The 23,890-nt window shown below is 44.0% G+C and carries 25 protein-coding genes; 14 read left to right on the top strand and 11 right to left on the bottom strand.

Features of this window, described 5'->3' with window-relative positions:
• Nucleotides 1–28: 28 nt before the first annotated feature.
• The 3 genes from spoT to gmk all read right to left on the bottom strand — a co-directional run bounded on the left by spoT (nt 29) and on the right by gmk (nt 3,384).
• A complete protein-coding gene (spoT, locus tag ACFI6G_RS17475; RefSeq protein ID WP_010433627.1) occupies nt 29–2,155 on the bottom strand; it encodes a bifunctional GTP diphosphokinase/guanosine-3',5'-bis pyrophosphate 3'-pyrophosphohydrolase in 2,127 nt (708 codons plus the stop codon).
• Nucleotides 2,156–2,208: 53 nt separating this feature from the next.
• Nucleotides 2,209–2,481: a DNA-directed RNA polymerase subunit omega gene (gene rpoZ, locus ACFI6G_RS17470; protein WP_009848003.1), complete on the bottom strand. Its 273-nt coding sequence runs from the start codon at nt 2,479–2,481 to the stop codon at nt 2,209–2,211.
• A 279-nt stretch (nt 2,482–2,760) separates the two neighbouring features.
• Nucleotides 2,761–3,384 (bottom strand): guanylate kinase, encoded by a 624-nt coding sequence (gene gmk / locus ACFI6G_RS17465; protein WP_010433632.1) that lies wholly within the window; start codon nt 3,382–3,384, stop codon nt 2,761–2,763.
• 492 nt (nt 3,385–3,876) lie between these two features.
• On the opposite strand from gmk, the gene ACFI6G_RS17460 reads away from it, so the two are divergent.
• The 3 genes from ACFI6G_RS17460 (at nt 3,877) to cspE (ending at nt 6,367) form a co-directional block, all read left to right on the top strand.
• Nucleotides 3,877–5,247 carry an NCS2 family permease gene (locus ACFI6G_RS17460; RefSeq protein ID WP_010433636.1) on the top strand — a complete coding sequence of 457 codons (1,371 nt, stop codon included), beginning with the start codon at nt 3,877–3,879 and terminating at the stop codon, nt 5,245–5,247.
• Between the two features lie 170 nt (nt 5,248–5,417).
• The gene (locus tag ACFI6G_RS17455; RefSeq protein ID WP_010433639.1) at nt 5,418–5,843 is read left to right on the top strand and encodes a phosphate-starvation-inducible protein PsiE; all 426 of its coding nucleotides are present in this window, start codon (nt 5,418–5,420) and stop codon (nt 5,841–5,843) included.
• 311 nt (nt 5,844–6,154) lie between these two features.
• Entirely contained in the window at nt 6,155–6,367 is a 213-nt protein-coding gene (cspE, locus tag ACFI6G_RS17450) for a transcription antiterminator/RNA stability regulator CspE (protein WP_004735656.1), read from the top strand.
• 323 nt (nt 6,368–6,690) lie between these two features.
• On the opposite strand, the gene ACFI6G_RS17445 is transcribed toward cspE, so the two are convergent.
• Nucleotides 6,691–7,557: a YicC/YloC family endoribonuclease gene (locus ACFI6G_RS17445; RefSeq protein ID WP_462710378.1), complete on the bottom strand. Its 867-nt coding sequence runs from the start codon at nt 7,555–7,557 to the stop codon at nt 6,691–6,693.
• 367 nt (nt 7,558–7,924) lie between these two features.
• On the opposite strand from ACFI6G_RS17445, the gene rph reads away from it, so the two are divergent.
• Both rph and pyrE read left to right on the top strand, forming a co-directional pair.
• Nucleotides 7,925–8,641 (top strand): ribonuclease PH, encoded by a 717-nt coding sequence (gene rph / locus ACFI6G_RS17440; RefSeq protein WP_010433734.1) that lies wholly within the window; start codon nt 7,925–7,927, stop codon nt 8,639–8,641.
• A 232-nt stretch (nt 8,642–8,873) separates the two neighbouring features.
• Nucleotides 8,874–9,515: an orotate phosphoribosyltransferase gene (gene pyrE / locus ACFI6G_RS17435; RefSeq protein WP_004735727.1), complete on the top strand. Its 642-nt coding sequence runs from the start codon at nt 8,874–8,876 to the stop codon at nt 9,513–9,515.
• A gap of 75 nt (nt 9,516–9,590) precedes the next feature.
• Here pyrE and ACFI6G_RS17430 read toward each other — a convergent pair whose 3' ends face one another.
• The 3 genes from ACFI6G_RS17430 to coaBC all read right to left on the bottom strand — a co-directional run bounded on the left by ACFI6G_RS17430 (nt 9,591) and on the right by coaBC (nt 12,582).
• Nucleotides 9,591–10,571: a Kdo(2)-lipid IV(A) acyltransferase gene (locus ACFI6G_RS17430; RefSeq protein ID WP_016790736.1), complete on the bottom strand. Its 981-nt coding sequence runs from the start codon at nt 10,569–10,571 to the stop codon at nt 9,591–9,593.
• A 39-nt stretch (nt 10,572–10,610) separates the two neighbouring features.
• Nucleotides 10,611–11,201: a nucleoid occlusion factor SlmA gene (gene slmA / locus ACFI6G_RS17425; RefSeq protein ID WP_016768952.1), complete on the bottom strand. Its 591-nt coding sequence runs from the start codon at nt 11,199–11,201 to the stop codon at nt 10,611–10,613.
• A 139-nt stretch (nt 11,202–11,340) separates the two neighbouring features.
• Nucleotides 11,341–12,582 (bottom strand): bifunctional phosphopantothenoylcysteine decarboxylase/phosphopantothenate--cysteine ligase CoaBC, encoded by a 1,242-nt coding sequence (gene coaBC / locus ACFI6G_RS17420; protein ID WP_102392832.1) that lies wholly within the window; start codon nt 12,580–12,582, stop codon nt 11,341–11,343.
• A 224-nt stretch (nt 12,583–12,806) separates the two neighbouring features.
• Between coaBC and radC the strand changes: the two genes are divergently transcribed.
• The 6 genes from radC to ACFI6G_RS17390 all read left to right on the top strand — a co-directional run bounded on the left by radC (nt 12,807) and on the right by ACFI6G_RS17390 (nt 16,976).
• Nucleotides 12,807–13,481 (top strand): RadC family protein, encoded by a 675-nt coding sequence (gene radC, locus ACFI6G_RS17415; RefSeq protein WP_010433741.1) that lies wholly within the window; start codon nt 12,807–12,809, stop codon nt 13,479–13,481.
• Nucleotides 13,482–13,773: 292 nt separating this feature from the next.
• Complete coding sequence (gene rpmB, locus ACFI6G_RS17410) at nt 13,774–14,010, top strand: 50S ribosomal protein L28 (protein WP_004728407.1); 237 nt, start codon at nt 13,774–13,776, stop codon at nt 14,008–14,010.
• A 13-nt stretch (nt 14,011–14,023) separates the two neighbouring features.
• A complete protein-coding gene (gene rpmG, locus ACFI6G_RS17405; protein WP_002535344.1) occupies nt 14,024–14,191 on the top strand; it encodes a 50S ribosomal protein L33 in 168 nt (55 codons plus the stop codon).
• A 328-nt stretch (nt 14,192–14,519) separates the two neighbouring features.
• Nucleotides 14,520–15,068: a hypothetical protein gene (locus ACFI6G_RS17400; RefSeq protein ID WP_010433779.1), complete on the top strand. Its 549-nt coding sequence runs from the start codon at nt 14,520–14,522 to the stop codon at nt 15,066–15,068.
• 2 nt (nt 15,069–15,070) lie between these two features.
• Entirely contained in the window at nt 15,071–15,880 is an 810-nt protein-coding gene (gene mutM / locus ACFI6G_RS17395; RefSeq protein ID WP_016768949.1) for a bifunctional DNA-formamidopyrimidine glycosylase/DNA-(apurinic or apyrimidinic site) lyase, read from the top strand.
• A gap of 91 nt (nt 15,881–15,971) precedes the next feature.
• Nucleotides 15,972–16,976, top strand: coding sequence for an NAD-dependent epimerase (locus tag ACFI6G_RS17390; protein ID WP_161750243.1), 1,005 nt, complete (start codon nt 15,972–15,974; stop codon nt 16,974–16,976).
• Nucleotides 16,977–17,045: 69 nt separating this feature from the next.
• Here ACFI6G_RS17390 and coaD read toward each other — a convergent pair whose 3' ends face one another.
• Nucleotides 17,046–17,528 carry a pantetheine-phosphate adenylyltransferase gene (coaD, locus tag ACFI6G_RS17385; protein ID WP_010433787.1) on the bottom strand — a complete coding sequence of 161 codons (483 nt, stop codon included), beginning with the start codon at nt 17,526–17,528 and terminating at the stop codon, nt 17,046–17,048.
• A 1-nt stretch (nt 17,529) separates the two neighbouring features.
• Nucleotides 17,530–18,612, bottom strand: coding sequence for a glycosyltransferase family 9 protein (locus tag ACFI6G_RS17380; RefSeq protein ID WP_010433790.1), 1,083 nt, complete (start codon nt 18,610–18,612; stop codon nt 17,530–17,532).
• A gap of 96 nt (nt 18,613–18,708) precedes the next feature.
• On the opposite strand from ACFI6G_RS17380, the gene ACFI6G_RS17375 reads away from it, so the two are divergent.
• Nucleotides 18,709–19,422, top strand: coding sequence for a 3-deoxy-D-manno-octulosonic acid kinase (locus tag ACFI6G_RS17375; RefSeq protein WP_016788461.1), 714 nt, complete (start codon nt 18,709–18,711; stop codon nt 19,420–19,422).
• A 56-nt stretch (nt 19,423–19,478) separates the two neighbouring features.
• Here ACFI6G_RS17375 and waaA read toward each other — a convergent pair whose 3' ends face one another.
• Nucleotides 19,479–20,741 (bottom strand): lipid IV(A) 3-deoxy-D-manno-octulosonic acid transferase, encoded by a 1,263-nt coding sequence (waaA, locus tag ACFI6G_RS17370; RefSeq protein ID WP_372029549.1) that lies wholly within the window; start codon nt 20,739–20,741, stop codon nt 19,479–19,481.
• Nucleotides 20,742–20,843: 102 nt separating this feature from the next.
• Here waaA and ACFI6G_RS17365 point away from each other — a divergent pair, with 102 nt between their 5' ends.
• Nucleotides 20,844–21,899 (top strand): CDP-glycerol glycerophosphotransferase family protein, encoded by a 1,056-nt coding sequence (locus ACFI6G_RS17365; protein WP_462710377.1) that lies wholly within the window; start codon nt 20,844–20,846, stop codon nt 21,897–21,899.
• A 57-nt stretch (nt 21,900–21,956) separates the two neighbouring features.
• On the top strand, nt 21,957–23,057 hold the full coding sequence (locus ACFI6G_RS17360; RefSeq protein WP_462710376.1) for a glycosyltransferase: 1,101 nt from the start codon (nt 21,957–21,959) through the stop codon (nt 23,055–23,057).
• On the opposite strand, the gene ACFI6G_RS17355 is transcribed toward ACFI6G_RS17360, so the two are convergent.
• Nucleotides 23,049–23,888, bottom strand: coding sequence for a hypothetical protein (locus ACFI6G_RS17355; protein WP_161750255.1), 840 nt, complete (start codon nt 23,886–23,888; stop codon nt 23,049–23,051). The genes ACFI6G_RS17360 and ACFI6G_RS17355 overlap by 9 nt on opposite strands.
• Nucleotides 23,889–23,890: the final 2 nt, after the last annotated feature.

Genomic DNA, 23,890 nt, shown 5'->3' with positions numbered 1-23,890 from the left:
TTGGCAAAACTATTATCAAGTTTAAACGTTAGTTCTTACGACGTCTTACTTTCAGCGCGTGTGGCATCACACGTAGCTTTTTCATAATACTTGCAAGATGAACACGATCTTTGGTGGTCAGCAAGATAGTCACTGTGTACAGGCGTCCATCACGTTCTTCAGTTGAAATACCGTGAATGTTCGAGCCTGTTTTCGAGATAACGTTAGTTAACTCAGCCAGTGCACCTTGGTGATTCTGCAGATCAACCTGAAGTTCAGCAGTGAACTCTTGGTCGTAATCGTCAGACCATTCAACCGCCATGTATTTGTCTGGTTCTTTCTGGTAACCACGAACGTTTGGACACGTTTCACGGTGAACCACAAGGCCACGACCTGGCGATACATGGGCAATGATGTGATCATCTGGAATTGGGTGACAACAGTTAGCGAACGTCAGTAGTAGACCTTCAGCACCACGGATAGCCAATTTCTTCCTTGGTGTGTCGCTGTTGTTTTCCACTTCAGTCAGTTCGTCAGCATCACCCAGTAGACGACGAGCAATAACGATACTCATCAGCTCACCAAGACCAATCGATGCCAGTAAATCTTCAACATTGTCTAGGCGAAGATCAGACAATACGTGGTCGATATTCTCTTGGCCGATATCGCCAATAGAGTGTTCGCCAAGTGCATGATTCAGTAGACGACGGCCTAGCGTGATCGACTCTTCACGACGCATCGTTTTCAGAACCTGACGGATCTTAGTACGTGCACGCGATGTCACCACGTAGTTGAGCCATGCTGCATTCGGGCGTGCGCCCGGAGCACTGATGATCTCAATGGTTTGGCCATTCTTCAGCGATTTGCTCAGTGGGTAAGGGTTCATGTCTACACGAGCACCTACACACATGTTGCCGACATCGGTATGTACCGCGTAAGCAAAATCGACCGCTGTTGCGCCCGCAGGAAGTTCGACAATGCGACCTTTCGGCGTGAACACAAAGATCTCATCAGGGAACAGATCAGACTTAACGTTTTCAATGAATTCGAATGAGTTACCTGCGCTTTGTTGCAGCTCAAGTAAGCTCTGCATCCAACGTTGTGCTTTAACCTGTGCGGTCGTGCCGTTGCTACTACGTGCCCCATTGCCTTTGTAAGACCAGTGCGCTGCGACACCTTTGTCTGCCATTTGATCCATATCTTCAGTACGAATCTGAACCTCAACGGGCACCCCGTGAGGGCCGATCATTGAGGTGTGCAGAGATTGGTAGCCGTTGGCTTTTGGTACCGCAATGTAATCTTTCATGCGGCCAGGACGAGGCTTGTACAGGCTGTGAGCCTGGCCAAGTACGCGATAACAAGTATCTGGGGTATCAACCACCACGCGGAAAGCGTAGATGTCCATAATGGTGTGGAAGCGTTGTTCTTTGGTTTTCATCTTGTTATAGATGGAGAACAGGTTCTTTTCACGACCAAGTACGCGAGCAGGCAAACCGACTTCTTCAAGACGGCCTTCGATTTCGCTATGGATACGTTGGATCATTTCCTTACGGTTACCACGCGCAGCTTTCACTACGTTTTTAAGTACGCGATAACGGTTAGGGTAGAGGGCTTCAAAGCCCAACTCTTCTAGTTCGGTCTTGATGTTATGAATACCAAGACGGTGAGCCAGTGGAGAGTAGATCTCTAGGGTTTCACGAGCAATACGACGCTTTTTGTCAGGACGAAGTGCCCCAAGCGTACGCATGTTGTGAGTACGGTCAGCTAATTTGATCAAGATAACGCGGATGTCTTGCACCATGGCGAGAACCATCTTGCGGAAGTTCTCTGCTTGCGCTTCTTTGCGATCACGAAATTTAAGCTTATCCAGCTTAGATACACCATCTACCAATTCAGCAACAGTATTGCCAAATTTAGCCTCAAGGTCTTCTTTAGTGACATCACAGTCTTCGATGACGTCATGAAGTAAGGCTGCTTGCAGGGTTTCGATATCCAGACGCATTTCTGCCAGGATTCTTGAAACCGCTACAGGGTGGATTATGTATGGTTCACCGCTTGAGCGGGTTTGCCCTTCATGGGCGTCTCTCGCTACCACATAAGATTGACGCAGAGCCTCAATTTGAGGCTCTGTTAGGTATTCTTGGGCAACGTCTTTGAGGCTATCGAATAGATACAAATTAAAGGCCCGGAAGGTTAATTAGTTCGAATGGCGCTATTAGCGACTGTGAGCTAACGAGTGTGAGCGATGCTGCTTACTGCTGCAAGTTCAGCCGCTTCTTGCTCTTGTTGCTCTTGACGCTCACGAGCATCTAGTACGTCTTTAGTGATAAGACCTTCTTCGATTTCACGAAGAGCGATAACCGTTGGCTTATCGTTTTCTTCAGGCACTAGTGAATCTTTACCGCCAGTTTGCATTTGACGTGCGCGGCGAGCCGCAATAAGAACTAGGTCGAAACGGTTGCCAACTTTTTCAACAGCGTCTTGAACAGTTACGCGTGCCATGAGGACTCCAAATAGTAATTAACTAATAAATTTTTTATGACGAGAAAGTATACAAGTTTAACTAGATAGTTTCTAGTTCACCGTATACTTATCTCAATGGAAAATCCAGTTATACCAATCACAGTAAATAAGTGCTCAGAGATAGCGCCGGAAAAAAGTTTGAGAACAAGGAAGAATTTTTCGATAAGTAGTGACCCTACAATCAAAAATTCTAACGACGTTATCAGGCTTTTTCACAAGCTAGAATGACCAGTTGTTTACTACGATTGGTATCAGAGATTATTCCGCCAGTAGTGCTGTAAGCATGCCGCTGTATTTTGCTGCTTGCTTATCTTCTTTTAAGCGCTCCGCACGAATGATTGCTCTGAAGTCCATTAGGGCTGCATCAAAGTCATCATTCACGATCACATAATCGTATTCTGCATAGTGAGAAATCTCTGATTTTGCTTCGCTCATGCGTTTCGCAATAACTTCGTCGCTATCTTGACCGCGAACATTTAAACGACGCTCTAGCTCACCATTTGATGGTGGAAGAATGAAGACACTCTTCGCTTGAGGCATTTGTTCTCGGATCTGACGAGCACCTTGCCAGTCGATATCTAGGAATACATCGATACCGCGGTCTAGGTTTTCTTCAATCCAAACGCGTGACGTACCGTAGTAGTTGCCGAATACTTCAGCATACTCTAGGAACTCACCTTTACTAATAAGGTCTTCAAAATGATGTTTTTCTACAAAGTGGTAGTGAACACCATTTTCTTCACCAGGGCGCATACCGCGAGTGGTGTGTGAAACAGATACCTTCATTGCGTAGGTTGGATTGGTTTCTAGCATTGCTGAGATCAAGCTCGACTTACCTGCGCCACTAGGTGCAGATACGATGTAAAGAGTACCTTTGCCCATCTGTATATTTCCACTGTTGGTTGGATAGAGTGAAGGCGATAAACCGACACTATAAAAGATAGCACTGACCTTAATTGTTATACCGATGGCTGCATCTATAAAGGGATAACGAGTGAAACTAATAGAGACAACTGGTGAAAATTAGGTCAGAAAAATGGAGGCGAAGAGTAGCATATTTAGATGATTGAGAACAACTGACTTGATCGTTATTTATTAGCGAATGATCTTATCAAGGATCTTTGTATAAATGTAATGACTCATCATGTTCACTTTTTTATGTGATCTGGGCAAAATTTGTTGAAGTTTTAATCCCAACCCTTACAATCCGCGCAAACGATTAAATGCTGTATATGTCTAGGGTTAACAGACCCTACTGGACTAGATGTTTCTACTACCAAGCCTACCTTGGTGACTACAGTTTTTAGTGTAGAGACCTCTCTATTCTCACAGCATTTGAATCTCAAATTCTTAATTTATTGCAAAGGTTTTGTTGTGAGTACCGATTCCACCCTGAAAGCCCAGAACACCTCTGGCTCGCTTGATTCGATGTTTAAAATCACTGAAAGAAAAACCACGATTGGCACAGAGCTGTACGCGGGTTTTATTACTTTCTTAGCGATGAGCTACATTCTGGCGGTTAACCCAGCGATTTTGGGGGATATCCCAGGTATGGACAAAGGGGCAGTATTTACAGCAACCGCTCTGTCTGCCGCTATCGCAACGCTTATTATGGGCATTTGGGGCAACTACCCAGTCATGCTTGCACCAGGCATGAGCATGAACGGCTTCTTCAAAGGCTTATTATTAAGTGGCTCTGTTGCAGTGCTTTGGAATGAAGCGCTGTTTGGCATCTTCCTATCGGGTATCCTTTACCTCGCGTTCTCGTTGACCAATATCCGTAAATCGATGATTGAGTCGATTCCTGAAGATTTGAAGTTGGCGATTACCGTGTCTCTCGGACTGTTCATTGCTTTCTTAGGCCTCAAGAATGCGGGCATCATTGTTTCTAACCCGTTCGTCTTGGTTGGCTTAGGTGACATTTCCGATCCGAAAGTGATCATCGCTTATGTGAGCATCTTCATTGCATTAGGCTGTATGGTTCGTGATATTAAGTTAGCAACCTTTATCTCGTTCGTTTCTGCTATTGCACTGACCATTCTTGCTGATGTCTTCATGGGCACTTCAAATGCACCAATCCCAGAACAGTTCATTGCTATGCCACCAAGCATGGCAGGTAGCTTTGGTGCTATTTTTGATTTCTCTGCTTTTACGCCAGAGAAAATGTTTGACCTCTTGTTCATCGTCCTTATTTTCCTGATTGTCGATTTCTTTGATGGCTTGAGCACAATTGTTGGTGTGGGCCGCGATGCAGGTATCATTGACAAAGACGGCAAGGTACCAAACGCAAAATCAGCGTTAGTCGCCGATGCGGGCGGTACAGTGATTGGTTCAATTCTAGGTACCACATCGATTACTGCTTTCTCTGAATCGGGTATTGCTTCTTCTCAAGGTGCAAAAACGGGCTTGGCAGCAGTCATGGTGGCGGGGCTGTTCTTAATCTCGCTTTTCCTATACCCACTTTTCTCTATCTTCTCGGCGGCAATGGTTGCGCCTGCGATGGTTGTAGTGGGCATCTACATGGTGGGTCGTCTTGGTCAGATTAACTGGGAAAAGAAAGAGTCACGTATTGCAGCTTTCTTCACCATCATGTTCACCGTACTCAGCTTCTCTCCTGCCAATGGTATGGCGATGGGTTTCATCAGCTACGCATTCACCATGGTTGTGGCAGGTAAGCGTAAAGAAGTACACCCGCTTATCTACGGACTGTGTGTGGTGTTCTTAACTTACCTAATCCTGCTATAAGCTTAATAGCGAAGTAACGTTTGTTAAGCAATAGTCGTTAAGTAACAAACCAATAGATGGCTCTGCAGTGAAAGTGGGGCCATTTTTGTATCTGTTATCTCTTAGAATGCGCGACTTATATTGATGCATGCTATTGTAGAGGTTGGATTAATTATTTTTGAAGAGTGACTATGTCTTCTCACTTACCTAAGTCTTTTAGTAAGCCTTTCCTTAAGGTTTTCCACATTCTTGAAGCCGTTCTATTAGTGGCGATCACACTGGCGACACTGTTTGCCATGATGGAAGAGTTCATGCACGTCTTTGCTGAACGTCGAGTACAACTGACCGACATTCTGCTGATGTTTATCTACTTAGAAGTGCTAGCCATGGTTCAGCAGTTCGTGATGAACGGTAAGATCCCAGTGCGATACCCTATCTATATCGCGATGATGGCGATAGCACGTTACATCACCTTGGGTATGAAAGAGTTGGATGCGGTACTGATTGTTTGGTTATCTTTAGCGGCATTTATCTTAGCTGCAGCAACTCTGTTGATTCGAGTTGGTCACCATTACTGGCCATATGTCGATCTCAGAACTAAGCAGCCAGACGAGTAAATTTTTTGAGATCAAAATCTTACAAATCAAGCCCGGCGACCTAGCTGAGCTTGAATTAAAGCCAACCGAACAAAAAAACATCAATTATTTTCAAATAAAGCTTTACAACCGGGCCTAGATCACCAAGAATGGCCTCGCTCTGTTTTCAGAGTTATTAAATGAAACATCCAGTTGTAAAGTAAAACCCTTAGTATTGCTTCATTGTTATTCTCAGTGTTTCCCTTGGCTTCATAGATACATTAAATAATTCAAGCTTTCAGCGCATCGCACTTTTGGCGATTAATTTTTTATTTTTATATAAGGGACACATCATGTCTAACAAAACAAACGGCGTAGTAAAATGGTTTAACGAAGAGAAAGGTTTCGGTTTCCTAACTCAAGACAACGGCGGCGCTGACGTATTCGTTCACTTCCGTGCTATCGCATCTGAAGGTTTCAAGACTCTTAAAGAAGGCCAACAAGTGTCTTTCGAAGTAGAGCAAGGCCAAAAAGGTCTTCAAGCTGCAAACGTTGTAGCTCTATAAGATTTTAAGTCGGCGCAGGTTGCATTAGCAACTTGCGTCACTTTCTCCCTTAAATCTTTCCCCTCTAGTTCCATCTGTAATACCCCCCTCAAAATATTCTAAAATCCTTTGTTACATCCGCTTCTCTGTTTTATCTATCTCTATCTCTTGCTCCAAAAAAATCTCCTGCGTAATAATCTGCTCACTTAGTCATCCTGATTGGCATTATTTTATCCATAAAAAAAGCCCCTAAAATTAGGAGCTTATCTTGATTTAATTAACACTGTTAGTTAATCAACACTGATTCAGCTAATGGCTATTCACAGCGTATTACTGACAAACTATTATTCAATATTCTGGATCTGCTCACGCATCTGTTCGATAAGAACCTTAAGCTCTACGCCCGATGCTGTGATGTCTGTGCTGATCGACTTAGACGCTAGCGTGTTTGATTCACGGTTGAACTCTTGCATCATGAAGTCAAGCTTACGGCCACAAGCGCCACCTTTCTTCAATACTGCATTGGCTTCTTTCACGTGAGAGTCTAGGCGGTCTAGCTCTTCTGCGACGTCTGACTTCTGTGCTAGCAGGATAAGCTCTTGTTCAACGCGAGAACCTTCAAGCTCAACTTTAGCTTCTTCAAATTTGTTAAGTAGACGCTCACGTTGCCATTCTAGGATCTCAGGCATGCGTGCACGAACTTTCACTACTTCTTCAGTGATCGCATCCAAGCGCTGAACGATGAGCGCCTTCATGTTTTCACCTTCACGAGCACGAGCATCAATGAACTCTGCAATCGCATCGTTGAATGCTTCTAGCAGGTCTTTGTTGATGGCATCCATATCTTGCTCTGGCGTTTCCATCACGCCAGGCCAGTTCATGACTTGGAATGGGTTCAAACGGCTGTTTTCACCTGTCATGGTCATAACTTGGTTAGCTGCATTAATGACTTGCTGAGCCAAACCTTCGTTGATACTTAGCTCACCTTTTGCCGCTGGGTTTACCTCAAAGCGTAGGTTACATTCAACCTTACCGCGCGCTAGACGCTTACGGAAACGCTCACGTAAGATTGGTTCTAAACCACGGAACTGTTCAGGCATACGGAAGTAAGTTTCTAGGTAGCGTTGGTTTACACTACGGATTTCCCATACTGCTGTACCCCAATCGCCTTTTACTTCTTTACGCGCGTACGCGGTCATACTATAAATCATCGAATTTTCCTGTCTTTTATCATTCTGAAAATAACGCGCACGAATAGTATCACGATATGGTGTACTCCCGAAGCCTGTCGCTTTTCACTATCGATAGCCTTTGCGATAACTCCCCCTTTCATGGAGATTAGCTTTTAATGGCCAATCGCTTTTAATGAGCAATAGCGTTTAATGACTAATAGCGTTTAATGACTAATAGCTCCTAATAACTAATAGCTCCTAATAACCAATAGCTTCGAACAGTAAATAGATTTGAAAGGTAAACTGCTATATAATCTTGCCCCAATCAAAACTGTCTCACCCCTTTCTTAGGTGATGCACTCTTTCGATAGTCAATCACTTCAGACTGTTAATAAGGTAGATACCAATGCGTCCAAATGACCGCGCTGTAGATCAAATTCGTCCAATTAAAATTACTCGTAACTACACAGCTTATGCTGAAGGTTCTGTATTAGTTGAGTTCGGCAACACCAAAGTTCTATGTAATGCGACGGTAGAAGAAAACGTACCGCGTTGGTTAAAAGGCCAAGGAAAGGGTTGGGTAACCGCTGAATACGGTATGCTTCCACGTGCAACGCACACTCGTAACCGTCGTGAAGCGGCGAGCGGCAAGCAAGGTGGTCGTACGATGGAAATCCAACGTCTGATCGCTCGTAGCCTACGTGCTGTTGTTGACCTGAAAGTACTGGGTGAAATCATGATCACTGTCGATTGTGATGTTATCCAAGCAGACGGCGGTACTCGTACTGCTTCTATCTCAGGTGCAAGCGTTGCAATGGCTGATGCTATCAACAGCTTATTAGCAAGCGGTAAACTGAAAAAGAACCCAATGAAAGGCCACGTAGCGGCAGTTTCAGTGGGCATCGTTGGTGCACAAGCACTGTGTGACCTTGAGTACGTTGAAGACTCAGCAGCTGATACCGACATGAACGTTGTAATGACTGAAGACGGTAAGATGATTGAGATTCAAGGCACCGCAGAAGGCGAACCGTTCAGCCACGAAGAGCTGATGCAGCTTTTAGCCCTGGCGAATAAGGGTATTGCTGACATTGTTGAAGCGCAGAAGTCGGCGTTAGCAGAATAGTTTTTAGATAGCTCCTTTCTTAAGGGGCTATTTTTTTATTTTCGTCATAGATAACTCCACACCTGTGTTAGCTACAATTTTTCACCCTAATCACATAGGTTCCCTATGCTCATAGGGCTGAAAAACTTTGCTGCCTTGTTGTAGAGCTATCTATTTAGAAAATACATCATCGTTAGCTTTCGAAGTGATCGGAAGTTAGGAATTGGAAAGTAAATTAATTTAGAGGATGAGCATGAAAGCATATCAACGTGAATTTATTGAATTTGCACTAGAGAAAGAAGTACTTAAGTTTGGTGAGTTTACTTTAAAGTCTGGCCGTAAGAGCCCTTACTTCTTCAATGCTGGATTGTTTAATACAGGTCGTGACTTAGCGCGTTTAGGTCGCTTCTACGCAGCAGCATTGGCAGATTCAGGCATTGAGTTCGATGTACTATTTGGCCCTGCATACAAGGGTATCCCAATTGCAACGACAACAGCAGTTGCTTTGGCTGATCATCATGATGTAGACACGCCTTACTGCTTCAACCGTAAAGAAGCGAAGAATCACGGTGAAGGTGGCAACCTAGTGGGTAGCGAACTTGAAGGTCGCATCATGCTAGTGGACGATGTGATCACTGCTGGTACTGCAATTCGTGAGTCGATGGAAATCATCCAAGCAAACGGCGCTGACTTAGCGGGTGTGCTTGTTGCTATCGACCGTCAAGAGAAAGGCAAAGGCGAGCTGTCTGCAATTCAAGAAGTTGAACGCGATTTCGGTTGTGCAATCATCTCAATCGTTAGCCTGACTGATCTTGTGACTTTCCTTGAAGAGAAAGGCACAGACGCAGCGCACCTCGAATCTGTAAAAGCGTACCGCGCTCAATATGGTATCTAATACTACTCGTAATTAGACTATAGAATGCACAAGGGGCTGATGATTCATCAGCCCCTTTTCTTTTGGTTCAGTATATTATTTATAACGAATGCCGCGCTCCACTTCGGGATCTTCCATCGTTTTGAAGCGCTTGTGCAGCCACATCCATTGCTCTGGTGCTCGCAAAATAATCTTCTCAAGATAGCGATTTAGATAAGCGGCCGCCGCTTTCTCATCTTTCTGAGGATAGTTATCTTCGATTGATTCATCGGCCATGATTTCATACTTGCCGTCGGCATTTCTAAAACCAGACCCTGGAACAAGGGCGCATCGGCTGGTGTAAGCCAAAATACTGGTGCCTGTTGTGGTACATGCATCTTCTACAGCAAAGAAAGGGACAAACACAGACTTGTTACGGCCGTAATCATGATCTGGCAGGTAGAAAAGGATCTCCCCCTGACGCAGGATTCGAATCATGCGTTTTACATCTTTACGGTGAATCAGGCGATTGCCATTCTGAGTACGACCACGGTATTGAATGAACTCATAAGCCGGATTGTTGTGTGGGCGGTAAACACCTAAACCTGAAATACCTAGAACAGCCATTGCTCGCGCAGTGATCTCTAAGTTCAAGGCATGCACACAGCACAACAAAACACCTTTGCCGTTGGCTTTGTGAGTACGCAGCATTTGGGTGTCTTTATCCACTAGGATTCTTTTGAAACGCCAAGTTGGCCAAAACCACGTAATGCCGGTTTCGATCAGTGCCATACCCGTATTTTTGAAGTTTTCATTGACCATTGCAGCGACTTCATCCGCTGGCTTATCGGGAAATGCTAATTCTAAATTGCGTGTCGCCACAGCAACTCGTTTCTTGCCATAACGAGCCCCGAGAGTTCCCAACGATCGACCTAATATTAATAGTAGTCGGTAAGGAAGGACATTGACGATAAGCGCTAATAACCCGAAGCCAAACCATACACCCCAATATTTAGGGTGAAGTAGAGCTAGAGTAAAAGGCGGCTTAGTAATCACGTGTTGTGCCGTGCCGTTTGCTGAAGAAGTTTTCGTCGTCATAACCATCACTTAAGATTTGATTGCTACTTAATTTGATTGCTACTTAATCTGAGCGCTTAGCAGTGCCCAATAAGCATCAAAGTTTTCTGTCGGTTGATATTTGAAGTCAGAACGTACAAATCGATTCAGGCTGCCTTCAACTTGACCTAGCAACTGAGCCGCTAAGATTTTCTCATCAACTGGGAACGATTTTCCTTCACGAAGCTTTCTTTCGCGAAGAATTTGGCGAAGTTGAGTCTCAATACGTTCGAAAAGCTGATTAATTCGTTCACGAAGACGCTCATTCTCAAACATTAGGGCATGACCCGATAAAATACGAGTTAAGCCTGGGTTGCGCTCAGAGAAGACTAAGATCAGTTGCATCACTAAGCGGATACGCTCAAGAGTGTCTTTCTCTTCATCGAGAATGCGGTTGATTCGAGACATCAACGCTTCTTCTATAAACTCGATCAAGCCTTCAAACATGCGGGCTTTGCTTGGGAAGTGGCGGTATAACGCAGCTTCAGATACGCCGACTTGCTTAGCCAACTTTACCGTTGTGATACGAGAAGCACCTTCGGTCGATTCCAACATTTGTGCGAGAGCTTGTAGGATTTCTTCACGACGGTTTGATTTTCGAGTACCAGCCATCTATTTACTTCCTTTCCTAAAGATGAGGATTGAGTGAAGAAAGATTATAAACACCATTCAATTCTGTTTCCTAGTTTTGTGAGCCCTAGGTCAACAGAATCGAGAGGTGTCAGCAGATTGTCAGAGCAAATCTGTGCGTTTATGCATCAATAAGCTGTTGGATCTGATCGAGGATCTGGAAACCTAGCGTGTCTTTGCTCTCTAGTGGTAGAGATTTATCGCCGCCTTTCCAGTAAAGGTGCAATTCATTGCTACTGCTATTGAAACCTTGGCCTTCGACAGAAACGTCATTGGCACAAATCATATCAAGGTTCTTTCTTTCGAGCTTTCCGCGAGCGTATTTCTCTACATCTTGAGTTTCAGCAGCAAAGCCTACGGTAAAGGGACGACCTTCGGTCATTGAGGCAACGGAAGCGACAATGTCTGGGTTCTTAACCATTTGAATGGTCATGTCGTCTTTACCATCGACCTTTTTAAGCTTTTGGTCTGCAATGGACTGTGGACGATAGTCGGCCACTGCAGCACAGCTAATGAATATATCGTGTTGAGAAGCGTTTGTTGTAACCGCATCAAACATCTGCTGAGCGCTGTCGACATCGATACGATTAACTTTGTTTGGCGTTGCTAGTGATACCGGGCCGCTGACTAGAGTGACTGTTGCGCCTTGTTTAGCAGCGGCTTCAGCCAGTGCATAGCCCATCTTGCCAGAGCTGTGATTGGTAATGTAACGCACAGGATCGATGGCTTCACGAGTTGGCCCCGCCGTTATCAATACAGAGAGACCAGCAAGCGGCTTAGGTTGGAAGAAGTCTTCACAACGGTGTACGAGTTGCATTGGTTCTAGCATGCGACCCATGCCGACATCACCACACGCTTGCTCGCCTGCAGCAGGGCCCCAGATTTCACAACCACGACGTTTTAGCGTGGCAATGTTCTCTTGAGTCGCCGGGTGGCTGTACATTTGCTGGTTCATTGCTGGGGATACCGCAACTGGCGCATCGGTCGCCAAAACCAGAGTGGTCAGCAAGTCGTTGCCCATGCCCGCCGTCATGCGAGCAATAAGGTCAGCCGTTGCTGGCGCTAATAGTACTAAATCGGCCCATTTCGCGAGTTCGATGTGCCCCATCGAAGCTTCAGCAGCAGGATCAAGCAAACTATCAGACACCGGTCTTCCAGATACAGCTTGCATGGTGAGAGGAGTGATGAACTCCTTAGCCGCATTTGTCATAACGACTTGTACCTGCGCTCCTCGTTCAATTAAGCGGCGAGTCAGTTCGGCACATTTATAAGCTGCGATACCACCACTAATACCAAGTAGGATTTTTTTGCCAACTAAGCCTTGTTGGTCAGCGCTGCTCTGTTGATTAACCAGTGTTTGCATGATTCTGTTCCTTAATTTTTCTGGGACTTACGATATCAGAACAAAGGATTAGTGCCTAGAAGCAGAATTGGAACAGATTTGACGCTCATCAAGTTGGTGTTATCAAACTTATCAATTACATGGTTTTGCTAGCGACTCGTTTCCTTTGGTCTTTATTAAACGATCTCTCTTAATAAGCTCATTAAGCTGATGCGTTGTGTTCATGACTAACTAGTTAGCTTTATATGCCTATAAGTAAAATGCCTGCTGAATCTATGCCAAGAGAAAAGCTACTCAATAGAGGGCCGGACTCTTTGACTGATGCAGAGCTGCTCGCGATATTTCTTCGAACGGGTACGCAAGGAATGAACGTTCTAGAGCTTTCTGACAAGTTGATCAAAGATTTTGGTTCGCTGCGTCATCTTTTTTCAGCAACGGAGGCCGAGTTTTGTGCTCATAAGGGAATGGGGCAGGCAAAGTTCGTCCAATTGCAGGCCGTATTGGAGATGACGCAACGCTACTTAGCAGAGACATTATCTCGAGGGGACGCGTTGACCAGTCCGAATCATACCAAGTTGTATCTTTCGAGTATGTTGCGCGATCGCCAGCGAGAAGCCTTCTATATATTGTTCTTAGATAATCAAAACCGGGTAATAAAGGATGAAGTCATGTTTGAAGGAACCATCGATGCAGCATCGGTTTACCCAAGAGAAGTCGTCAAAAGGGCACTTCATCATAATGCCGCCGCCTTAATCTTGGCTCACAACCATCCTTCTGGTGTTGCGGAGCCAAGCCAAGCAGACAGGCGAATTACACGTCGATTAACCGATGCATTGGCGCTGGTGGACATCCGAATTCTCGACCATTTTGTGGTTGGAGATGGTGAAGTTATCTCTTTTGCAGAGAGAGGATGGATTTGAATCACATTTTAGGTTGTTAGTTGCGTTAAATCTGCTATTATTCCGCCCACATTTTAGAACCTTAAATCAGCTCTGATTACTCAAATAGCTGCGGTGCTCAAAAAAAGATCACGAAATCCTTAAAAAGGATCTGTTCGGGTCTTGAGCAATGCATGTCAAGTTAGTATAATACGCGACCTTTGATAGCCTTGAATGGATTTTCCATTGTGGTTTTTACCTCTATTTTCAGAATTGATAGAGAGGTTCGGCCACCAAGGTTGATATCGAGCTGAAACGATTTGGAGAGACATTCATGTCCCGAGTATGTCAAGTAACTGGTAAGCGTCCAGTAACGGGTAACAACCGTTCACACGCACGCAATGCTACCAAGCGTCGTTTTCTGCCGAACCTACAAACTCACCGTTTCTGGGTAGAGAGCGAAAAACGTTTTGTTAAACTACGTCTAACTGCTAAAGGCATGCGTATTATTGATAAGAAAGGCATCGATGCTGTTCTTGTTGATATCCGTGCACGTGGCGAAAACGTTTAAGAGGAATTAAGCAATGGCTAAAGGCATTCGTGAGAAAATCCGTCTAGTATCTTCTGCTGGAACTGGTCACTTCTACACAACTGACAAGAACAAGCGTAACATGCCAGGCAAATTTGAGATCAAAAAGTTTGATCCAGTAGTTCGCCAGCACGTTATGTACAAAGAAGCTAAAATCAAGTAATTGATAGCCCCTTTGTCTCTTCTTTTATAGAAGAATAAATTAAAAACCCAGCTTATAGCTGGGTTTTTTTATGCCCAAAATTTGATTCGCCCCAGTATTTTGAGAGGCTTAAGCTTTTTCGAGAAGACTCAGTGTTTTTGATAGGCGTAAGTTTCATTGACTCAATTTGGCACCTACCGTAAAGACGTTACACTTGCCGATGGGCTTATGTGATAGAAAATAGCGCAACATAGAAAGTATCGCCTTTTTCACGATATACTGAACACTCAATAGGTTAGATGAGCAGAATCAGATGAGATATCGTGGACGCCGGTGGAACAACATACTCATGTTAAGCGTGATCGCTTTTATTGGGGTATTAAACCTGCCCACTTTGATCAAAGCGTATCTTATCGAGCCCGAGCCTGAAGTTAATGTCAGCAGTCCTTATCCCTCTCTTTTAAATCCAGCAGCTGAGCTTCAAGCTTTACACTTTGCTCATTGGTCAGTTTTGAAAGAGGATGGTCATTGGATTTATCAATTTAAAGACACAACACTTCCTCAAACTACCAGTGCACAAGAGCTGTCTCAGCGATGGCAAGAGCTTGTGGGCACTGAAGTCGATTCAAAAACTTATACCGATCTTGCCCCTCAGCTAAAGACACCCCACACCATTGAAGTGTGGTATCAAGACCAAGAAGAGCCACAGCGCATTACTTATTATCAATTGCCTGAATTTTGGTTGTTAAAAAACTGGAATGATCAGTGGCTAGCAGTGTCTATTGAAGAGAACTATTTGTTTCCAAGCTTTGGCTCAGACCAGTCCTTAAAATCAGACAAACTATCTACATCAAACAAGCAGTCTATATCAGACAAACCAATGACATCGGACGACTAACTATGCCTGAATTACCCGAAGTTGAAGTAAGCCGCATGGGGATCTCGCCTCATTTAGTTGGCGAGACGATTAAAACCCTTACCTTTCGTACCCCCAAGCTGCGTTGGGATATCCCTCAAGAACTTAAGAAATTAGAAGGGCAGGTGATTCGCTCTATCTCGCGTCGCGCAAAGTACCTACTGATTGAAACCGATATGGGCACAGCCATTGTTCACCTTGGTATGTCTGGCTCACTGCGCGTGTTAGACGCAGATTTCCCGCCAGCAAAACACGATCACGTGGATCTTAAGCTCACCAATGGCAAGATATTGCGTTACAACGATCCGCGTCGTTTTGGTGCTTGGCTATGGTCGGCGCCTGATGAGATACATACTGTACTACTTGGCTCTGGTCCTGAGCCGTTAACCGATGACTTCAACGCAGATTACATTGCCGAGAAAGCAGAAAAGCGTAAAGTTGCCGTCAAACAGTTCATTATGGACAACAAAGTAGTGGTAGGAGTGGGTAACATCTACGCTAATGAGGCGCTGTTTTCTTCACGAATTCATCCACTTCGCCCTGCTAACAAGATAACTCAAGCAGAGTGGATGTTACTGACCAAAGAGATAAAACAAGTACTTGCGACTGCCATCAAACAAGGTGGCACTACTTTAAAAGATTTTGCGCAAGCAGATGGCAAGCCGGGGTATTTCGCTCAAGAGTTGCAAGTATATGGGAAAGCGGGTGAAAAGTGCCCAAGCTGTGAAGCTCTGATTCAAGAGTTGAAAATAGGGCAAAGAAATACGTTTTTTTGCGAAGAGTGCCAAGTATAAAAAAGCTGAACGCGTGTTCACTTTTTACTGCTAGTAGATATAAGTGCTAGTCGCTATAATTGCAATAATGATATGAATTGAGAATAGTAGAATGAAATATTTAGTAACTGGCGTTGCCGGTTTTATCGGCTCTGCAGTGTCAGAGCGACTATGCGCAGCAGGCCATGAGGTTGTCGGTATTGATAACTTGAATGACTACTACGAAGTCTCTCTGAAACATGACCGCCTTAAACGTATCGAACATGAAAACCTGACCTTTATTGAGCTGGATCTTTCTGATAGAGAGGGCATGGCGAAGCTGTTTGCTGAGCAAAAATTTGACCGTGTGATTCATTTAGCAGCGCAAGCTGGCGTTCGTTACTCAATTGATAACCCAATGGCGTATGCCGATAGCAACCTTGTCGGTCACTTAGCTATTCTTGAAGGCTGTCGCCATAATAAGGTTGAACACCTTGTTTATGCTTCATCGAGTTCCGTTTATGGCTTGAATCAAAAAATGCCATTCCATACAGCAGACAGTGTTGATCACCCGATTTCACTGTACGCCGCGACTAAGAAGTCGAATGAGTTGATGGCGCATACCTATTCTCATTTATACGACGTACCAACGACAGGTCTTCGCTTCTTTACGGTTTACGGCCCTTGGAGTCGCCCTGATATGGCGATGTTCAAGTTTGCGAATCTAATCGTAGCGGGCAAAGAAATCGACATTTATAACAACGGCGACATGATGCGTGACTTCACTTATATCGATGATATTGTTGAAGGTATTATTCGTGTTCAAGATCGTATTCCAGCCAAGCAACCAGATTGGACCGTTGAGCAAGGGTCACCAGCAACCAGTTCTGCTCCGTATCGCGTGTTTAACATCGGTCATGGCAGCCCGGTTAAATTAATGGACTACATCGAAGCATTAGAAGGTGCTCTAGGTGTTGAAGCGAAAAAGAACTTCATGCCAATGCAGCCTGGTGATGTGTACGCGACTTACGCTGATACGGAAGATTTGTTTGAAGCGGTTGGCTATAAACCTCAAGTGAAGATCCAAGAAGGCGCGAAAGCTTTCGCAGATTGGTATAAAGCCTATTACTCGCTGTAGTAATTGATAAACTTTGAATAAAAAATAGCGCTCACTGAGCGCTATTTTTTTCGGTTTAGGTAAAGAGAATTACTTGGCTGTCTTCAGCTTTATCTCGGCTGCCACCTTTTGTGGCACAAACTGGCTAATGTCTCCACCATGAATGGCCACCTCTCGAACTATTGTCGAAGAGAGGAATGCATACTCCTCTGAAGGTGTTAAAAATACACTTTCAAGGCCTGGAAGTAGCTTTCTGTACATGCTGGTGAGTCCAAACTCGTACTCAAAATCCATGGTTGTTCTTAGGCCTCGCACCAACACATTCGCTTGCTGCTGTTTAGCAAAATCGACCAGTAACCCCGAAAATCCTTCAACAGACACGTTAGGTAAGTGAGACACCGCATCACGTAACAACTCTACACGTTCATCTAATTCAAACATGGTTTTTTTACTTGGGCTCGCTGCTACTCCAACAGTGATATGGTCAAACATGCTAGCGGCACGAACAATGATATCAAGGTGGCCATTGGTCACCGGATCAAAAGTTCCTGGATAAATAACGTGTGTGCTCATTTTAGCTGTCCTTGCTTAATGTAGTGTTCGAATTCGGTGCTTTACTAGAGTTTAAGGCCTTATCGAGTTGCTGCTTTACCATATCGAGTGTGATGTCTTTCATCAGGTCATCGCCTTTAGCACGGGTTCCCCATGGAAGGTCTGCGACTGGTTTACCTTGTTGTGCTTCTACGTGCTGTTGATAAACACTCACTACGATATCGAGATCGTTGTAAGGTCCTGTTCTACGAGGATCGCTGTGCGCGTACAAGCCGATTACAGGCGTTGACTGCGTAGTTGCCAAGTGGGCTGGGCCAGTATCAGGTGCCAATACCACCGTTGCATGTTTCAGTACGGCAGTCAGTTGCTTCAAGTTCGTTTTGCCAATCAAGTTGGTTACTGGCGACTGGCATAATTTTTCGATGTCGCTACCAAGGTTAACTTCTCTTGGTGCCGGAGAACCACATAACACCACTTGCATGCCTTGTTCGACAGCATAATCAGCAATAGCTGCATATCGCTCAGTTAACCAATTGCGTGAATCTTTGCTTGCAGCTGGGGAGATAACCAAGGTCGGCTTGTCTGCCATGGTGCTAATTGCGAGTTGTTCATCTTCAGGTGTTAAAGGGATATCCCATTGAGGCTTATCGAAGGGGACACCAATGTAGCGAGCAAATTCGGCAAAGTTATCCAACACATGAAACTTATCTGAAATAGGTAGATGGTGGTTGGTAAAGAGTGACTGCATTTCACGAGTACGGTTTTTGCCAAATCCCACTTTGCACTTCGCCTTTATCCCCCAAGATAGCACGCTGGCTCTGAGTGCGGCTTGCATATGCAGAAGTGCATCAAATTTACGATCAGATAGCTGACGCCATAATTCACGCATTCCTTTGAAGCCTTGTTTCTTATCGAAAACAATCACCTCAATACCGGGTAGATCACCGATCAGCATGGCTTCTATTTTGCCCGTTATCCAAGTGATTTTCGTTTCAGGCCACTGCTTCTGGATGGCTTGAACCACAGAAATAGCATGACAAACATCGCCAATCGCGGAGAGGCGAAGTATGCAAAGAGATTGAGGTGCAGTTGAGAACAGTGACATAAAGTGCCCGAAAAAAGTGAATAACATCAGAATTATGCAGATACTCGCATTAGTTGTAAAATAGCAATGACGAAAAGCGACCCAAAGGCCTCATAGATGGAAACGATTAGCACCAAGAACCAAACAATTTGGTACGACCCTGAACTTTTGGCTCAGGTACCAGAGGGCGATATCGCTCAGATTTTTGAGGCTGAATATTGGCAGCAACAAGACGCCATTTCAGGCAGTGCTCAAGGACGCGGTACCACATGGTTCATTCAGCTTGATGGAATACAGGCCGCATTGCGCCATTATCGCCGTGGCGGATTGTTTGGGAAGCTCGTCGAAGACCAATATCGCTTCTCTGATTGGGAAAACACGCGCTGTGCGATGGAGCTTAATGTTCTCAAGGCATTGGCAAACGCAGGTGTGAATGTACCGAAGCCCATTGCTGCTAGAGCCATTAAAAGCGGACTACTTTATCGAGCGGACTTAATGTCTGAACGAATTCCCAATGCCAAAGATCTGGTTGATGTCTTGGTCAATGGCCCGATAGATGCGGATATTTATCGTCGAATTGGGCAAGAGGTACGCAAGATGCACGATGCTGGGGTTAATCATACCGATCTCAACATTCATAATATCTTGCTTGATGACTCGCAAAGGGTGTGGATCATTGATTTTGATAAGTGTGGTCATCAAGCGGGTGATGACTGGAAAGAAGGCAACTTGAATCGCTTAAAGCGCTCGTTCTTAAAAGAAGTGAACAAGCGCCAGATTCAATGGCAAGAGCCGGATTGGGAACTGTTATTGCAAGGCTACCAAGGTTAGTTGCTGTTAGTTAAGAGTGGTGACTAGCTAAGAAGGCCATTAGCTAAGAATGGCCATTAATTAAGAATGTATGCCAAGGTTTTATTCAACGCCCCTCGGTTCTGTTCAACCACTTGATAAGCCGCTAAGCCTCTGTTTTTACGCAAGTCAGGCTGAGAGAATAGCTCTCTTAGCTGGCCTGCAATTTCATTACTGTTTTGACTAATAGTGACAGCTTGAGCTTCAAGTAGTTTGTCTGTGATCTCGCTGAAGTTAAAATAGCTAGGGCCATTGAGTAAAGGTAACTGCAGTGCCGCAGGCTCTAGAAGATTGTGGCCACCTACCTTATCGCCCACAAGGCTCCCTCCCATAAAGCACACATCAGATCCGCCGAGTAATACCAACATTTCTCCCATCGTATCCGCAATATACACTTCAACATTAGAGGTGATTGGTTGCTGACTCGTTCGAGTAATGGTGTTGAATTGGTGTTGTTTAGCCAGTTCCGTCACTTGATTAAATCGCTCTGGATGACGAGGCACAATCATCAGCAAAGTATTAGGATTGTCTTTAAGGAGCTGTTTATGAGCGTCTAAGATAATTTCATCTTCGCCTTGATGAGTGCTGGCTGCTATCCACACACAGCGTTCAAAGCCAATTTGTTCACGTAACGCTTTGCCTTTTGATACTTGTTCAGCTGAAACTTCAATATCAAACTTGATCGACCCAGTCACATGCACAGATGCTTTATCTAACCCTAATCGTATAAAACGCTCAGCATCACTTGGGTATTGGCAAAGTACTTGAGAGAGATTTTTGGCTAAGAGATCAAAAACGGCTTGGAATTTAGCATAACGCTGGCACGAGCGTTCAGATAGGCGAGCGTTGAGTACCGAAATGGGGATTCCAGCTTTCGCGACGCAGTGCAGTGTATTTGGCCATAACTCGGTTTCCATGATTAGCATCTGTTTAGGCTGAACAGTCTTCAAAAAACCTCGAATACACCAAGAAAAATCAATCGGCATGTAGCGATGCTCGACTAAATCACCGAGTTTTTCTATCTGTTCTGCACCCGTGCTGGTTGTCGTGGTGACAATAATGGCTTGGTTTGGATCTCGTTGCTTCAGTTGCTTGATGATCGGTACGGCGGCAATCGATTCACCAACCGATACTGCGTGAATCCAGATAGGATTCTTACCTTGAGTTTGCGGTGTGATCCCGAAATGTTCTTTCCAACGCTGACCAAAACTTGGCTTTCCAGGTTTGCTCTTATAAAGCCCATACAGCAGTAGCGGAGAAGCTAATGACAATATGAGAGTATAGATAAGTCGTATAAGCATAAAAATATAAAAACTTTGAGAGTAAAACGAAGAAACATCGTAGATTAACTCTATCTTAAGTTAGAATGTTATTTTAGAAAACAGGCATTAAAGAGATAAACTGTGAACTGCCAAAAACGTCGCTATTTGATGTATATATCACAAAATTATTCATATGCAATATTGCGCCCATTACAAAAAGTAATCTTGGAACACCAAGGCGAAGTGCGTTGGTTCTTAGAGGGGAATGAAGTTGATGGTAGGTTTCTATTACATGACGAGGTTCAATTAAACAGTATAGTTGAGGTGAACCAATGGAGTCCTGATGCGGTATTTGTACCGGGTAATGTCGTTCCTAGTTTTATCCCAGGGGTTAAGGTGGGAGTCTTTCATGGTTTTGATTCTGGGAAAAGAGAAGGAAAACATTATGCGATTCGAGGTAGTTTTGACCTCTATTGCACGCAAGGGCCGCAAACGACTGAACCATTTTTAAAATTAAAAACTAAACATGGTTTTTTCGATGTAAAAGAAACAGGTTGGCCTATGTTAGATCCGTTGTTTTCTAAACAAAGTGACAATCCATATTTAAATGAGCACGACTCACGGCCAACCGTTCTGATGTGCTCCACATTCTCTCGTAACCTAACTTGTGCTCCACACTTATACGATGAAGTAAAACGAATGTCTGAAAGTGGGAAATGGCGGTGGTTAGTACAGTTTCACCCTAAAATGTCATCTGATATTGTTGATATGTATAAATCATTAGAGAGTGAAAACTTAACGTTTGTTGAAACTGATAACGTGATTCCACTTTTACAGGCAGCTGATGTAATGCTGTGTGATACATCTTCTGTGTTACTAATGTTTTTGCTTCAAAGGAAGCCTGTGGTGACATTTCGTAATCAGAACCCTATGCCTCACCTACATAATATTGAGAATAGTAATGATGTAGAGCCGGCGATAGAATATGCGTTAAGCAAACCTGACTCTTTAATGAAAGAGGTTGAGGATTATTCTGAGTTTATTCATCCTGACCAAGATGGACAGTCTAGCAAGCGTGTACTTAATGCGAGTAATGAACTCATCGAGTCAGGGCTAGGCTCACTCAAAAGAAAACCACTAAATTTAATTAGAAATTTTAAGCTGAGAAGAAAGCTCGGTTATTGGAGGTGGTGGTAACGCTTTAGAGCTCTGAGTTATGCCCCTAATTGTCCAATGATTAAGTGATAGATAAATATGAAAAAAATTAAGCTACTCGCTGTAACCCATCACAGTCGCCCTAATATCAATCCTATTCGACCTGAGGCCTCTCAAATCATTGGCTTACATCATTCTGGAGCCGTAGATGTGACGGTACTTTGTAATCCAGGATCAGGGTTGATAGATTATTTTGAAAAGCAGGGTATTAAGGTTTTAACTGATCCGCTAGATAAAAAATTATCGACATCTACGATAAAAAAGATTCGACAGCTCATTACCTCTGAAGATATCGATATTCTTCACCTATTTAATAACATTGCTTGCAGTAACGGGGCAACGGCAGCTATAGGCACCAAAGCTAAAGTCATTGCCTATAGAGGACAAACTGGCAATATCAGTCGTTTTGATCCTACCAGCTACATTAATATGCTTCATCCAAGGCTGAATAAAATCATATGCGTTGCCAATAAAGTGAGAGATGATCTAAAGCAGCATATTTGGGGGGATAAAAATAAACCTGTGACCGTGTACAAAGGGCATGATCAGTCGTGGTATCAGAAATCAGCAGCAGATCTGTCATCACTCAATCTTCCTAATGATAGCTTTAAGTTATCATTAGTTGCAAACCTCAGACCACGAAAAGGCCTGCATGTATTAATGGACGCAGTTAGTCTTTTACCAACAGATATTAATCTTGATGTCTTGCTTGTAGGTGCAGATCCTAAATCTGAAAAAATACAAGAAATGATAAATCGTAGCGGTAAGCCAAACCGAATTCATGCTTTAGGGTACCGTACAGACGCCCCTGAGGTAGCTGCTGCTTCTGATTTGACTATTCTGCCCACAACCAAGCGTGAAGGTTTGTGCCGAGCTGTTTTGGAAGCGAATTCATATGGTGTACCAGCTATAGTTTCCGATACTGGAGGCAACGCTGAATTAGTGGCTAATGGTGAAACAGGGCTGGTGGTAGCTCCAGGTGACGCTCAGCAGCTTGCCGATGCCATACTTAAGCTCTATAACGACCGAGAATTGTGTCAACAGTTCGGCAGAGCGGCAAAACAACGAGTTATCGATAAATTTAATGTAGAACAAGGTGTTCAGGCAACGTTAGATGTATATCTAGATTTGTTAGAGTGACCGTTCCTCGATTATTTTATTGATACGTTTTTGAATACTTTTAGAAATTCTATTAGCGACTTGCTTATACAGTAGGTCGGAGTTTCTCAAGATAAACAAAAGTTTGTTTTTTTTAATGATAGCTTTACGCTTGAAAGTATTTTTTTTTGTTGGGTTACGATCCATGTAGCTATAGTAACGGATTAACGTTCTTTTTTTTGTTTGTTGTTTATAAAACTCGACGTCTGCTATTTGTCCCGCATAAAACTGTAAGAATAAGGGCTTAAGGTATTTAATTTTTGCTATCGATTCGATTACTTGATGGCCTACACCATAAAAATGTAGGTAGTGTGATTGTGCTGGGTATAAATGTGCAATGGCTTTATCTTCTTCGTTAAACGGGTCGTAGATTATGCTCCAATGAGTGCTGTGACACTCTGTAAAATCAAAGTTATGGTCACGTTTTGGAGGTTGAAGAGGAGAGTAAAGCAGAGCTCTATTGATGTTAAGTTGACCGGCGTAATATGTTACGGCAAATGCCCCCATGCTCGCCCCGTAGCCCAAACGTTCTGGAAATCGCTTTAGCAATACTGCAAGTTTTGGGACATACTCCTCAAATTCTGAGCAAAGAAACCAGTGGTTCAGAGATAAAGTATTGATCGCAACAACGTTGATACCAAGCGAAGAGATAAATTTAAAGCCCCAGGCATGTGCGCCAGAGTGTAGTTGCTTCTCAGAAAGCAGTTTACCCGCAGGGTTGAAGCAGATAACGACAGGTTTGTTATAGTCAAAAAAGGCACACTCAACGAGAGTATTGCCCACAATTGATCTGTTGCTGTATACAATATCCATGA

This window comes from Vibrio sp. PSi01, assembly GCF_054960695.1.
This window is presented reverse-complemented; position numbering and strand designations above follow the sequence as displayed.